Genomic DNA, 13,614 nt, shown 5'->3' on the forward strand with positions numbered 1-13,614 from the left:
CCGCAGTCGCTATCAGGCTTCGACTTCGGCCGCCTTGCGGGCCAGGAATTCGATCTCACCGCGCTGGAAGCCCATATCGGCCAGCGACCGGTCGTCGAGCTGGGTCAGCTCCGACTTGGTGCGCTGATAGACGGCATAGGCGTGCAGGCGGGACACAAGGGCGTTGAACAGGTACAGCATGGTCTAATCTCCAGGATCAAGTCGGCTTCAGTCCCGGCTTTCTGCCCCTAGAGATAATCCTCATCTCGCAGATGCGAAGAGATTATGTTGCACTGCAGCTATGCAGGATTTGCGCAGATTAACCAAGGCCTTGGGTGATCCAGCCGTCAGCCTGCCATCCAATAGGCGACTGAACCCGCGGCAACGGCCCCCAGAGAACCGCCGGCGACGACCAGTCCGAACCGTCGGCTGCCCAGGATCACGGCATAGGCCGTCTTGGCCAGCGTGTTGGCGCTCGCACCGATCAGGATCGCGGTGGCGGCAGTCGCTGTTGCGAGACCGGACGGAACCATGCTGCCCACGGCGACCGTGGTCGCATCGACATCGGCCAATGCGCTCAGGGCCGAGGCTATGAACAGTCCCTTCTCGCCGAACCAGGCGGAGGCGGCGCGGGCGGCAAATCCGCAGGCACCGAGAAGCAGTGCCGTCTGCAGGATCTGCGAGAGATCGAAGGGATTGACGTCTTTGGTCCGGCTCCCGCCCTGCGACGTCGTTCGCCCGACCAGCAGGGCGGCAAGCGCCATGACCAGGGCTGCGGCGGCCAGAGCCGGAATGACAGTCGGCGCCAGGGCGGGCACCAGCAGCACGGCAAGGCCCGCGGTTCGGACATGGGCGACGGCGCCTGCTGCAAGCGTCGCAGCCGCCAGCAAGGTCGCGGACGCAGGCGTTGCGGTCTCGCTGATCGACTGCCTGGCATTTGTCACCGTCGTGGCCGTCGACGACAGGAGACCGCCGATCGCGCCTGCGATCAGGGCACCATGGGTCGCTCCGAAGACCCGCGCTGCGAGATAGCCGAGATAGGATATTCCGGCGAGGAGGATCGCCAGAAGCCATATGCGCGATGGCGAGATGCCGCCAAAGGGGCCGATCGGCTGAGCCGGTACCAGCGGAAGGACGATCACCGTCATCACCAGCAGGACGATGGCCGAGCGCAGTTCGGGCCAGGTCACCTTGCGCATCAGGCCGTGCAAGGCTTCGCGGCTCGCGAGCACCGCGGTCAGGGTCACGCCGCCGGCCGCTGCGATCCGCATGTCGCCAAGGATCGCGAGAGCTCCCATCGCGAAAGTGAGCATGGCGGCGACCAGCGAGGTGACGCTGAAATTCTGCTCGGCCACCGCCTCGCGCAGCTTGAAGACGGTCATGGCGGCGGTGAGGCCGAGGAACAGTCCGGCAATCACCAGGCCGTGGTTACCGCCGCCCGTGGCCAGGGCAAGTTCAAGCAGGCCTGCCGCCCCACCCAGCATGCCGACCAGCGTGAAGGTCCTGAGGCCCGCCGTACGCTGCCCGGCCGCCTCGTCACGCTCCTGCCAATGCCGCTCGACACCCACGAGTGCGCCAATGGCGGCCGCGAGCGCGAAGCGCTGGAACAACTCGATATCGCTCATGCGGGCAAAGGCTTTGAGGCGAGGGGGGGCCGCAAACCCTAGTCTATTCGGCCGCTTCCGTCTTCGGCTTCATCGGCCGGCGCTCCAGCACCTCGGCCAGGAACCGACCGGTATGGCTGCGCTTGGCCCTGGCGATCTCCTCGGGCGGGCCGACTGCCACGACCTCGCCGCCGCCATCGCCGCCTTCGGGGCCCATATCGATCACCCAGTCGGCGGTCTTGATGACCTCGAGATTGTGCTCGATGACGACGACCGAATTGCCCTGGTTGACCAGTTCGTGCAGCACTTCCAGGAGCTTGGCGACATCGTGGAAATGCAGGCCGGTGGTCGGCTCGTCGAGAATGTAGAGCGTGCGCCCCGTGGAGCGGCGCGACAATTCCTTCGACAGCTTGACCCGCTGCGCCTCGCCGCCTGACAGCGTGGTCGCCTGCTGTCCCACATGGATATAGCCGAGACCGACTTCCGACAGCGTCCTCAAGATATCGCGCACCCGCGGCACCGCCTTGAAGAACTCCACGCCCTCGTCCACCGTCATGTCGAGCACGTCGGCGATCGACTTGTTCTTGAACACGACCTCCAGCGTCTCGCGGTTGTAACGCTTGCCCTTGCAGACGTCGCAGGTGACATAGACGTCGGGCAGGAAGTGCATCTCGATCTTGATGACGCCGTCGCCCTGGCAGGCCTCGCAGCGCCCGCCCTTGACGTTGAACGAGAAGCGCCCGGCCTCGTAGCCACGCGCCTTTGCTTCCGGCAGGCCTGAAAACCATTCGCGGATCGGCGTGAAGGCGCCGGTATAGGTTGCCGGGTTCGAGCGCGGCGTCCGGCCGATCGGTGACTGGTCGATGTCGATCACCTTGTCCAGATGCTCGATGCCCTCGATCCGGTCATAGGGGGCAGGAGCATCGCTCGCCCCGTTCAGCTTGCGCGCCACCGCCTTGTAGAGCGTGTCGATCAGCAGGGTCGACTTGCCGCCACCCGACACGCCGGTGATGCAGGTGAAGGTGCCGAGCGGGATCTCGACATCGACATTCTTGAGATTGTTGCCGCGCGCATTGACGATCTTCAGAGACCGGCCCTTCTGCGGCTTCCGGCGCTTCGGCGTCGGCACGAACATGGCCCCGGTCAGATATTTGCCGGTGAGCGAGTTCGGATCCGCCATCACCTCCGCCGGCGTACCCTCCGACACGATCCGGCCGCCATGGATGCCGGCGCCCGGCCCGACATCGACGACGTAGTCCGCCTGAAGGATCGCGTCCTCGTCGTGCTCGACCACGATCACCGTATTGCCGAGATCGCGCAGCCGCTTCAGCGTGCCGAGCAGCCGCTCGTTGTCGCGCTGGTGCAGGCCGATGGAGGGCTCGTCCAGCACATAGAGCACGCCGGTGAGGCCTGAGCCGATCTGGCTCGCCAGCCGGATGCGCTGGCTCTCGCCACCCGACAGCGTGCCGGAATTGCGCCCGAGCGTCAGATATTCCAGGCCGACATCGACGAGGAAGCGCAGCCGCTCGCGGATTTCCTTGAGAATGCGGACCGCGATCTCGTTCTGCTTGGACGTCAGCTTCTCGGGCAGGGCCGCGAACCACTCATTGGCGACCCTGACCGAGAGCTGCGAGACCATGCCGATATGCTCACCGCCGATCTTCACAGCCAGCGCCTCTGGCTTCAGGCGGTAGCCCTGGCAGGCTTTGCAGGGCACGGATGACACGTAGCGGGAGATTTCCTCACGCGCCCAGTCGCTCTCGGTCTCCTTCAGGCGGCGCTCCAGATTGCGCACCACGCCCTCGAAGGTCTTCGAGGTCTCGTAGGACCGAAGCCCATCGTCATATTTGAAGGTGACGACCTCCTCGCCGGTGCCGAACAGGATCGCCTTCTGGGCGACCTCCGGCAGCTTGTGCCAGGGCACGGTCAGCGAGAAGCCGTAGTGCTTCGACAAGGCATCGAGCGTCTGGGTGTAGAAGGGCGAGGTGGACTTGGCCCAGGGGCCGATCGCGCCCTTGCGCAGGCTCAGGTCCTTGTCGGGCACGACCAGATCGGCATCGACCCGCTGCTCCACGCCGAGACCGTCGCAGGCAGGACACGCGCCGAACGGATTGTTGAAGGAGAAAAGCCGGGGCTCGATCTCCGAAATGGTGAAGCCGGAGACCGGGCAGGCGAATTTCTCCGAGAACAGCAGCCGCATCGGCTCGCCGCCCTCGGTCTTGGTGTCGGCGAATTCGATCACGGCGATGCCGTCGGCAAGCTTCAGCGCGGTCTCGAAGGAATCGGCGAGCCGGGTCGCCATGTCGTCGCGCACCACCACGCGATCGACCACCACGTCGATGTCATGCTTCAGCTTCTTGTCGAGCGGTGGCACGTCGGCGATCTCGTAGAACGTGCCGTCGACCTTGACGCGCTGGAAGCCCTTCTTCTGCCAGTCGGCGAGCTCCTTGCGATATTCGCCCTTGCGGCCACGCACTGCGGGCGCCAGCAGGTAGAGCCTGGAGCCGTCCGGCAGCGCCAGGGTCTTGTCGACCATCTGGCTGACCGTCTGGCTCTCGATCGGCAGGCCGGTGGCGGGTGAGTAGGGCACACCGACGCGCGCCCACAGGAGGCGCATGTAGTCGTGGATCTCGGTGACGGTGCCGACAGTGGAGCGCGGGTTCTTCGAGGTGGTCTTCTGCTCGATGGAAATGGCCGGCGACAGGCCGTCGATCTGGTCGACGTCCGGCTTCTGCATCATTTCCAGGAACTGGCGGGCATAGGCCGAGAGGCTCTCGACATAGCGACGCTGGCCCTCGGCATAGATCGTGTCGAAGGCAAGCGACGACTTGCCGGAGCCCGACAGGCCCGTGAAAACGACCAGCGAATCCCGGGGAATGGCCAGATCGACATTCTTCAGGTTGTGCTCGCGCGCACCCCGGATGGTGATCTGGCGCTGGTCACGCCTGCGCACGTCGTCGCGAAACTTGTCGAACAGGTCGGTCATGGTCGATCGCTTGTCGGTCCGGGCCCGGATGGAAGCCCTGTTACGCAATGGCGCGGCAAAGGGATCGCGCGAGACGCGGCACCCAGCCCCAAGGTAGAAACGCGGCTACCCCGCCGCCAGTAGCAAGGCGCGGCAGATTGGCAGCTGTGCACAGGTTCGGCCCCGTGCACAGCCGAATTTCGGTGAATCAGCTTGGTTCCACGCTAGCCGGACTTGCGCGGGCCATCAAGAACAAATATAGAACAAGGCGGATTAGGTGGGGATACCGCTCTCTGTTCGGGCTTCGTCACGTGACGCCGGGGCCTGGACGTGGGAAGCCTCGCCACAACGGATTCGACGGGCCGCAGCGCGACCCGGCAGGAGGAGAGCGCCCATGGCTGGCAGCGTCAACAAGGTCATTCTGGTCGGCAATCTCGGCAAGGACCCGGAAGTCCGCTCGTTCCAGAACGGCGGACGGGTCTGCAAGTTCTCGATCGCGACATCGGAGAACTGGCGCGACAAGGCCTCGGGCGAGCGCAAGGAAAAGACCGAGTGGCATAATGTCGTGATCTTCAACGAGAACCTCGTGAAGGTCGCCGAGCAATACCTGAAGAAGGGCTCGAAGGTTTATGTCGAGGGCCAGCTGGAGACCCGCAAGGCCTCCGACAGCTCGGGCGGGCCTGAGCGCTATTTCACCGAGGTTGTGCTCCGGCCGTTCCGCGGCGAGATGACCCTGCTCGACAGCCGCAACAGCGGCGGTTCCTCCGACTATGGCGATGACAGCTTCGGCTCGTCGGGTGCCATGGAGAACCGTTCCGGCATGGGCCGCGCCGAGGCGCCGCGCCGATCGGCTGCCCCCGCCGGTGGCGGCGGCCGCATGGACGATGACGAGATCCCGTTCTGAGCGGGTTCCAGCAAACGGCCGGGGCATCCGCGGCTGTCTCGGTCCGTCCTGCATTCGAAGCCGACATCGGCTTCATCATGGCGGCCGAACGGCTTCCGGCCTACGAGCGTATGATCGGCCGGTGGAGCGAAGAGCGCCACACGGCCGCTCTTGGCTCCGGCGATTTCGCCTATCTCATCGGTCTGGACGGCGAGGGCAGGGCGGCGGGCTTCGCTATCCTGCGCGATCTCCGGGACCCCTCCGACAATATCGGCCTTCAGCGCATTGTGGCGGTCGACGCCGCCAAGGGCTTCGGCCGGCCATTCCTCGCCGCGGTTGTCGATTGGGTTTTCGCCGAAACCGCCTGCCACCGGCTTTGCCTCGAAGTCTTCACCGACAATGCCCGTGCCCGCCACGTCTATCGCTCGCTCGGCTTCGTCGAGGAGGGGCTGATGCGCGAGGTGGTCAAGCGTCGTGACGGCACGCGCGCCGACCAGATGCTGATGTCGGTTCTCAGGTCAGAGTGGCGCGGTAACGCCTGAGCCTGGTGCCTCGAGCCTGGACCGAAACCGGCACAATCGCTCCCGCGCGGCACCCCAAGCCCAATCCCATCCTCGGTCATCGATTTCAGCAACAACCCTGCTTGACGCAACGTAGTGTAATGTGTATTCACATTACATCATCGATTTCCCGAGGCCACCATGACTCTCGCCCCGCTCCTCAATGCGCCGCTCGCCGTCCAGATCCATGCTCTGGCTGCCCTCAGCCTCGTCCCGTTGACCGCTCTCCAGTTCTATCGGCGGAAGTCCGGCCTCTATCACCGCGTCATCGGTTGGGCCTGGGTGGTCTTGATGGCCATCACGGCAGTCAGTTCGTTCTGGCTCCACGGCATCCGGGTGATCGGGCCCTTCAGCCCGATCCATGTCCTGTCGATCATCACGCTCGTGATCCTCGTCCTTGGCATTCGGGCGCGCCGCCAGAATCGCATCAGCGCCCACCGCAAGCACATGATCGGAGTGGCCCTCGGTTGGGCGGCCGCCGGCGCCTTCACGCTGCTGCCGGGGCGCCTGATGCTGCAGGTCGTGACGGGCTGATCGGCGGACCCGAATCGGCCGAAATCGGGGAGGCGTGGCGGCGTGCCATCACCTTTCTTCGATGTATGTCGATAAGTGGCTGAAAACGTGCATGAAATGCCGGTGGATTTCTGGCCGAATAGGTTGGAGATGTCGGGCGGAATCGGCTAGAACCTGAGCCATCCTGCGGGCGTTCTGCCCGCGCCACCGGATCGCTCATTTTGGCTGACGAAAACGACAAGACGGCGGGTTCCCCGCCCTCCGACCCCAGCAATATCCGCCTGATCTCGATCACCGACGAGATGCGGCGGTCCTATCTCGACTACGCCATGAGCGTGATCGTGTCGCGCGCGCTGCCCGATGCCCGCGACGGCCTGAAGCCGGTGCACCGGCGCATCCTCTATGCCATGCACGAGGCGGGCTATGAGTGGAACAAGCCCTACCGCAAGTCGGCCCGCGTTGTCGGCGACGTCATGGGTAAATATCACCCCCACGGCAATCTCGCGATCTACGACGCGCTGGTGCGTCTCGCCCAGGACTTCTCGCTGCGTCTGCCGCTGATCGAAGGCCAGGGCAATTTCGGCTCTGTCGATGGCGATCCGCCGGCGGCCGAACGCTACACCGAGGTGCGTCTGGAGAAGGTCTCGGGCGAAATGCTCGGCGACATCGACATGAACACCGTCGATTTCCGCGACAATTACGACGGTTCCGAGAGCGAGCCGACGGTGTTGCCGTCGCGCTTCCCGAACCTCCTGGTCAATGGCGGCGGCGGTATCGCGGTCGGCATGGCGACCAACATCCCGCCGCACAATCTCGGCGAGGTCATCGACGCCTGCTCGGCCTATCTCGACAATCCGGAAATCGACATCGAGGACCTGATTGCGATCATCCCCGGCCCGGATTTCCCCACCGGCGGCCTGATCCTCGGCCGCTCCGGCATCCGCCAGGCCTATCTCACCGGCCGCGGCTCCATCGTCATGCGCGCCAAGACCTCCATCGAGGAGGTGCGCCGCGAGCGCGAGGCGATCATCGTTCACGAGATCCCGTATCAGGTGAACAAGGCGACGATGATCGAGAAGATGGCGGAACTCGTGCGCGAAAAGCGCGTCGAGGGCATTGCCGAGCTTCGTGACGAGAGCGACCGCGACGGTATGCGCGTGGTCATCGAGCTGAAGCGTGACGCCGTCGCCGACGTCGTCTTGAACCAGCTCTATCGCTACACCTCGCTGCAGCAGAGCTTCGGCGCCAACATGGTGGCGCTGAACGGCGGCCGCCCGGAGGTGATGAACCTCAAGGACCTGATCGTCGCCTTCATCACCTTCCGCGAGGAAGTGGTGTCCAGGCGGACGAAGTTCCTGCTCAACAAGGCGCGCGAGCGCGCCCATGTCTTGTGCGGCCTGGCGACCGCGGTTGCCAATATCGACGAGATGATCCGCATCATCCGGACCGCGCCCGATCCGGCCACCGCCCGCGAGCGCCTGATGGCGCCGGACTGGCCGGCCCAGGATATCGCACCGCTGATCAAGCTGGTCGACGATCCGCGCTATCCGATGAACGAGGACGGCACCTACAAGCTGTCGGATGCCCAGGCTCGCGCCATCCTCGACCTGCGCCTGCAGCGCCTCACAGCCCTCGGCCGCGAGGAAATCGGCGACGAGTTGAAGAAGCTCGCCGAAGAGATCGTCGATTATCTGGAAATCCTGCGCTCGCGTGCGCGCGTCCAGCAGATCATCCGTGACGAGCTCGCCAAGGTGAAGGACGAGTTCGCCACCCCCCGCAAGACCGAGATCATCGAATCCTTCGGCGATCTCGAGGACGAGGACCTGATCCAGCGCGAGGACATGGTCGTCACCGTCAGCCATGCCGGCTATGTCAAGCGCGTGCCGCTCTCGACCTATCGGGCGCAGCGCCGCGGCGGCAAGGGCCGGTCCGGCATGCAGACCCGCGACGAGGATTTCGTCACGCGGCTCTTCGTGGCCAACACCCACACGCCGATGCTGTTCTTCTCCTCGCTCGGCAAGGTCTACAAGCTGAAGGTCTGGCGCCTGCCGCTGACCACGCCTCAGGCGCGTGGCAAGGCCTTCGTCAACATCCTGCCGCTGGAGCAGAACGAGCGCATCACCACGATCCTGCCGCTTCCGGAGGACGAGGAGACCTGGGGCACGCTGGACGCAATGTTTGCGACCACCCGCGGTACGGTCCGGCGCAACAAGCTGTCCGACTTCGTTCAGGTCAATCGCAACGGCAAGATCGCGATGAAGCTCGACGAGGGCGAGGGCATCGTCAATGTCGCGGTCTGCACCGAGGCTGACGACGTGCTGCTGACCACCGATGGCGGCCAGTGCATCCGCTTCCCCGTCGACGAGGTCCGCGTGTTCAAGGGCCGCGATTCCATGGGCGTGCGCGGCATATCGCTGGCCGATGGCGACAAGATCATCTCGATGACGGTGCTGCGCCACTTCGACGCCAATTCGGAGGAGCGCTCGGCCTATCTGAAGATGAGCCGCGCGGTCACCGGCGAAGAGGGCGACGACGAGGAGAGCGTCGGCTCCGGCGAGCTGTCGACCGAGCGCTATGCCGAAATGTCGGCGGCCGAGCAGGTCGTGCTCACCCTGTCCGAGAATGGCTACGGCAAGCGGACCTCGTCGTTCGAGTACCGGATCACCGGTCGCGGCGGCAAGGGCATCACCGCCATGGTGGTCAACGAGCGCAACGGCCGCCTGATCGCGTCCTTCCCCGTGGAGGACAAGGACCAGATCATGCTGGTGACCGACGGCGGTCAGTTGATCCGCTGCCCGGTCCAGGGCATCCGCGTCGCCGGCCGCTCGACCCAGGGCGTCATCGTCTTCGATACGCACGAGACCGAGAAGGTCGTCTCCGTTGAACGCATCACCGATGAAGGTGAGGACGACGAGACTGACGCCGGCGACGAGACTGCCGGCGAGCCGGCCGCATCCTGATCGAAAAAACGGCCAGGGCGCTTGCCGCCCTGGCCGTTCAGATCAGCGGGACTGACCAACGGCCTCAGTCGACCTTGGTCCTGAGGATCGCCAGTGCCAGGGCCTGCGCACGCGGCACCAGGCTGTCGACATCGAGCACTTCTTCGACCGTATGGGCATTGGCCCCGACCGGCCCGACACCGCAGATGGTCGGCGTGCCGACACTCGCGGTGAAGCCTGAATCGGCGCAGCCGCCGGAAAATTCGCCAGATACCGCCAGCCCTGCATCAGAGGCCGCCGACTGGTAGCCCTCGAAGAATGCCTTGGAGATCTCGGTTTCGACCACGGGCGCGAACTCGCCTTTGATCTCGAATTTCGCCGTGGTGCCCGGCACGGTGGCGGTTGCCATGATCTTTTCGATGGCATCAAGCGTGGCCTTGCGGTCGGCCGGCTGGATGTAGCGCATGTCGATCTCACCCTGCGCATGCGGCGCGGTGGTGTTCACCGACTGGCCGCCCGAGACCAGGCCGACATTCAGTGTCACACCCTTGGCGAGATCGGTCAGCGCGTGGATCGCCACGATCTTGTGGGCCATCTCTCCGATGGCCGAGATGCCGGCGGCGAAATTGCCGCCGGAATGGGCGGCCTTGCCAAAGATGTCGAAGCGCATGAACACGCCGCCCTTGCGGCCGGTGACCACATTGCCGGAGGGTCTGCCGGGCTCGGAATTGTAGACGGCGCGGGCGGCGCGGCCTTCGCGCTCGATCACCGGGCGTGACGAGGGCGAGGCGATTTCCTCGTCCGATGTGATCAGCACCTTGATCGGGCAGGGCGCCCCGCCGAACTTCTTGAAGGCAGCCGCGACGAAGACATTCATCACCAGCCCGCCCTTCATGTCGGCGACGCCCGGGCCATAGGCCTTGTTGCCCTCGAGCGAGAAGGGCCGGCGGCCAACCTCGCCTTTGGGGAACACGGTGTCGCGGTGACCCATCAGCAGCACCGGCTTCTCATTGGTGCCCGGCTCGCCGACGCTTGCATGGATCGCGTCGCCGAACACTTCATGCGGTTCGCGCCAGTTGGAGATGTCGTGGGCGTCGAAGAACTCCTGGAACCGGGTGCCGACCGCATCGACGCCGGTCTTGTCGTAGGAACCGGAATCGATGTTCACCACCTCGCGTAGAAGGTCCAACATCTGGTCCTTCTGTTCGGCGAGCCATCCAGTTATCTGGGCTTCGGTGGGGGTGGACATGGTCATTCTCCTGAAGGGCTGCCATTCTTGTAGTTCGTGCCCTCCAGCGCAACGCGGGCACGGGCATGGTTCCCTTGCGCCAATCCTTCATCCTCGCTAAGCGGATGCCCATGACGAAACGCGTCGCTCTCTACACGGGTTCCTTCGATCCCGTCACCAATGGCCACCTTGATGTGGTCCGCCACGCCTGCCGTCTGGCCGACGAGCTGGTGATCGGCATCGGGGTCCATCCCGGCAAGGCGCCGATGTTCTCGGCAGACGAGCGCATGGCGCTGCTGCAGGAGGTCTGCGGACCGATTGCTGCGGCCGAGAACTGCATCCTAAAGATCAATACATTCGACGATCTCGCGATCTGGGCGGCCAAGCGCGTCGGGGCAACCTTGTTCATCCGCGGTCTGCGCGACGGCACCGACCTGGACTATGAGATGCAGATGGCCGGCATGAATGCGGGAATGGCGCCCGACGTGCAGACGGTGTTCCTGCCGGCATCTCCGACCGTTCGCCCCATCACCGCCACGCTTGTGCGTCAGATCGCTCAGATGGGCGGCGATGTCACAAGCTTCGTGCCGCCCGCCGTTGCCCGGGCGCTGGCGGTGAAACTCAAGAAGACCTGACGCCGTTTGTTCAGCCTCAAGGCCATCCCTTTCCCTCCGGAGACCTTCCCGTGACCCGTCGCCTCTTCCTCGCCCAGGCGCTTGCCGCACCGACGCTTCTTTCCGGCCTTGCATCGGCCCATGCCCAGGCAATCCGCCTGCCGGCCGGCCTCGATGCCGAAAACACGCTCGTCATCGAGCTCAAGGACGGGCCGGTGATCATTCGCCTGCGGCCCGATCTCGCGCCGAAGCATGTCGAGCGCATCAAGGTTCTGGCCCGTCAGGGCTTCTACAACGGCATCGTGTTCCACCGCGTGATCGAGGGCTTCATGGCCCAGACCGGCGATCCGCAGGGCACCGGCATGGGCGGCTCGCAGCTTCCGAATGTCCCCGCCGAGTTCTCGCGCGAGCCCTTCGTGCGCGGCACGCTCGGCATGGCGCGTTCGCAGTCGCCGAACTCGGCCAATTCGCAGTTCTTCATCTGCTTCGCCGAATCCTCGTTCCTGAACGGCCAGTACACCGTGTTCGGCCAGGTCGTGCAGGGCATGGACCTCGTCGACAAGATCAAGCGCGGCGATCCGCGCGCCAATGGCACGGTCTCCGCGCCGCCCGACCGCATGGTGCGCGTGCGCATCGCTTCCGACATCCGCTAATCGAAACACCCACCAAGGACTTGTCTTATGGCCCTCGATCCCGAAAACACCATGATCCTCGAGACGACGAAGGGACGGGTGGTCATTGCCATGCGCCCGGATCTCGCTCCCGGCCACGTCGATCACATCAAGAAGCTCGTTCGCGAAGGCTTCTATGACGGCATCGTCTTCCACCGCGTCATCGACGGCTTCATGGCTCAGACCGGCTGCCCGCACGGCACCGGCACCGGCGGCTCGAAGTACCCGGACCTGAAGGCCGAGTTCAACGCCGAGCCCCATGTCCGCGGCATCACCTCGATGGCGCGTGCGCAGAACCCGAATTCGGCCAATTCGCAGTTCTTCATCGTGTTCGAGGACGCCCGCTTCCTCGACAAGCAGTACACCGTCTGGGGCAAGGTCGTGGACGGCATGGACAATGTCGACACGATCAAGCGCGGCGAGCCCGTGCGCGATCCCGACAAGATCGTGGTCGCCAAGATTGCGGCTGACGACACAGCCACCTATGGCGACGTCATCGCCAAGCTCTGATCCATCGTGTTAGGGACGCGGCGCCCGGAGCGATCCGGGCGCCGTTTTCTTTTGTTCAGGCCCTGAGGCCCATGCGCGTCGATCTGTTCGATTTCGACCTGCCGCCCGACCGGATCGCGCTCCGGCCGGCGAACCCGCGCGACTCCGCCCGGATGATGGTGGTCGGCGAGCAGGGGATCGACGATCGGATCATGCGCGACCTGCCGGATCTCCTGCAGCCCGGCGACGCGCTCGTGCTGAACGATACCCGCGTGATCCCGGCCCAGCTCGAGGGCATCCGCGAGCGCGACGGCCAGACCGCGACAATCTCGGCGACCCTGCACAAGCGGCTTGCCCCCGATCGCTGGCTCGCCTTCGTGCGTGGCGCCAAGAAACTGCATCCCGGTGACCGCGTCGAGTTTGGGGCCAAGGCCGAGGCCTGTCTGCTCGGCGCGCTGCCCGCGACCGTGATCTCCAAGGACGATGACGGCGTCGTCTTCGCCTTCGACTTGTCCGGCATTCATCTCGACGAAGCCATCGGCCGGGTCGGCCATGTGCCGCTTCCGCCCTATATCGCGTCCAAGCGTCCGGAGGACGCGCAGGACCGGCTCGATTACCAGACGGTCTTTGCCCGCGATGAGGGCTCGGTCGCAGCGCCCACGGCCGGGCTGCACCTGACGCCGGACCTGATGGAACGGCTGAAGGCCCGCGGCGTCGAACTGCATTTCGTCACCCTGCATGTCGGTGCCGGCACCTTCCTGCCAGTGAAGGCCGACGATACGGCCGACCACCGGATGCATGCCGAGTTTGGCGAGGTAACGGCTGCTACCGCGGCAGCGCTGAATGCGGTGCATGCCCGCGGCAACCGGATCATCGCGGTCGGCACGACATCGCTGCGGCTGATCGAGAGCGCGGCGGCCGAGGATGGCACGATCCATCCCTTTGCTGCCGAAACCGCCATCTTCATCACGCCGGGCTACCGGTTCCGCGCTGTCGACCGGCTGGTGACCAATTTTCACCTGCCGCGCTCCACACTGTTCATGCTGGTCTCGGCCTTTGCCGGGCTTGATCGCATGAGAGCGGCCTATGCCCGCGCCATCGAAACCGGCTATCGCTTCTATTCCTACGGCGACGGCTCGCTGCTGACGCGCGCGGAGGCCTAAGATCCC

The 13,614-nt window shown here is 65.0% G+C and carries 12 protein-coding genes; 8 read left to right on the plus strand and 4 right to left on the minus strand.

Annotated elements, in window-relative coordinates:
• Nucleotides 1-12: 12 nt before the first annotated feature.
• From E8L99_RS16935 to uvrA, 3 genes are all read right to left on the minus strand, one after another.
• Entirely contained in the window at nucleotides 13-180 is a 168-nt protein-coding gene (locus tag E8L99_RS16935; protein ID WP_137100651.1) for a DUF1127 domain-containing protein, read from the minus strand.
• Nucleotides 181-326: 146 nt separating this feature from the next.
• Nucleotides 327-1,604 (minus strand): MgtC/SapB family protein, encoded by a 1,278-nt coding sequence (locus E8L99_RS16940; RefSeq protein WP_137100652.1) that lies wholly within the window; start codon nucleotides 1,602-1,604, stop codon nucleotides 327-329.
• A 43-nt stretch (nucleotides 1,605-1,647) separates the two neighbouring features.
• The gene (gene uvrA, locus E8L99_RS16945) at nucleotides 1,648-4,569 is read right to left on the minus strand and encodes an excinuclease ABC subunit UvrA (protein WP_137100653.1); all 2,922 of its coding nucleotides are present in this window, start codon (nucleotides 4,567-4,569) and stop codon (nucleotides 1,648-1,650) included.
• 373 nt (nucleotides 4,570-4,942) lie between these two features.
• Here uvrA and ssb point away from each other — a divergent pair, with 373 nt between their 5' ends.
• From ssb to gyrA, 4 genes are all read left to right on the plus strand, one after another.
• Nucleotides 4,943-5,452: a single-stranded DNA-binding protein gene (ssb, locus tag E8L99_RS16950; RefSeq protein ID WP_137100654.1), complete on the plus strand. Its 510-nt coding sequence runs from the start codon at nucleotides 4,943-4,945 to the stop codon at nucleotides 5,450-5,452.
• Nucleotides 5,453-5,529: 77 nt separating this feature from the next.
• Nucleotides 5,530-5,973 carry a GNAT family N-acetyltransferase gene (locus E8L99_RS16955; RefSeq protein ID WP_137100655.1) on the plus strand — a complete coding sequence of 148 codons (444 nt, stop codon included), beginning with the start codon at nucleotides 5,530-5,532 and terminating at the stop codon, nucleotides 5,971-5,973.
• A 159-nt stretch (nucleotides 5,974-6,132) separates the two neighbouring features.
• Nucleotides 6,133-6,525, plus strand: a complete 393-nt coding sequence (locus E8L99_RS16960; protein ID WP_137100656.1) for a DUF2306 domain-containing protein — start codon at nucleotides 6,133-6,135, stop codon at nucleotides 6,523-6,525.
• Nucleotides 6,526-6,725: 200 nt separating this feature from the next.
• The gene (gene gyrA / locus E8L99_RS16965) at nucleotides 6,726-9,464 is read left to right on the plus strand and encodes a DNA gyrase subunit A (protein WP_137100657.1); all 2,739 of its coding nucleotides are present in this window, start codon (nucleotides 6,726-6,728) and stop codon (nucleotides 9,462-9,464) included.
• A gap of 64 nt (nucleotides 9,465-9,528) precedes the next feature.
• Here gyrA and E8L99_RS16970 read toward each other — a convergent pair whose 3' ends face one another.
• Nucleotides 9,529-10,692: a M20 family metallopeptidase gene (locus tag E8L99_RS16970; RefSeq protein ID WP_168201706.1), complete on the minus strand. Its 1,164-nt coding sequence runs from the start codon at nucleotides 10,690-10,692 to the stop codon at nucleotides 9,529-9,531.
• Between the two features lie 110 nt (nucleotides 10,693-10,802).
• On the opposite strand from E8L99_RS16970, the gene coaD reads away from it, so the two are divergent.
• The 4 genes from coaD (at nucleotide 10,803) to queA (ending at nucleotide 13,608) form a co-directional block, all read left to right on the plus strand.
• On the plus strand, nucleotides 10,803-11,306 hold the full coding sequence (coaD, locus tag E8L99_RS16975; protein WP_137100658.1) for a pantetheine-phosphate adenylyltransferase: 504 nt from the start codon (nucleotides 10,803-10,805) through the stop codon (nucleotides 11,304-11,306).
• A gap of 50 nt (nucleotides 11,307-11,356) precedes the next feature.
• On the plus strand, nucleotides 11,357-11,938 hold the full coding sequence (locus E8L99_RS16980; RefSeq protein ID WP_137100659.1) for a peptidylprolyl isomerase: 582 nt from the start codon (nucleotides 11,357-11,359) through the stop codon (nucleotides 11,936-11,938).
• A gap of 27 nt (nucleotides 11,939-11,965) precedes the next feature.
• Nucleotides 11,966-12,466 (plus strand): peptidylprolyl isomerase, encoded by a 501-nt coding sequence (locus E8L99_RS16985; RefSeq protein ID WP_137100660.1) that lies wholly within the window; start codon nucleotides 11,966-11,968, stop codon nucleotides 12,464-12,466.
• 71 nt (nucleotides 12,467-12,537) lie between these two features.
• Entirely contained in the window at nucleotides 12,538-13,608 is a 1,071-nt protein-coding gene (gene queA / locus E8L99_RS16990; RefSeq protein WP_137100661.1) for a tRNA preQ1(34) S-adenosylmethionine ribosyltransferase-isomerase QueA, read from the plus strand.
• The last annotated feature ends 6 nt before the right edge of the window (nucleotides 13,609-13,614 follow it).

Origin of the sequence: Phreatobacter aquaticus, from assembly GCF_005160265.1 — a bacterium.
Classification (GTDB): Bacteria; Pseudomonadota; Alphaproteobacteria; order Rhizobiales; family Phreatobacteraceae; genus Phreatobacter; species Phreatobacter aquaticus.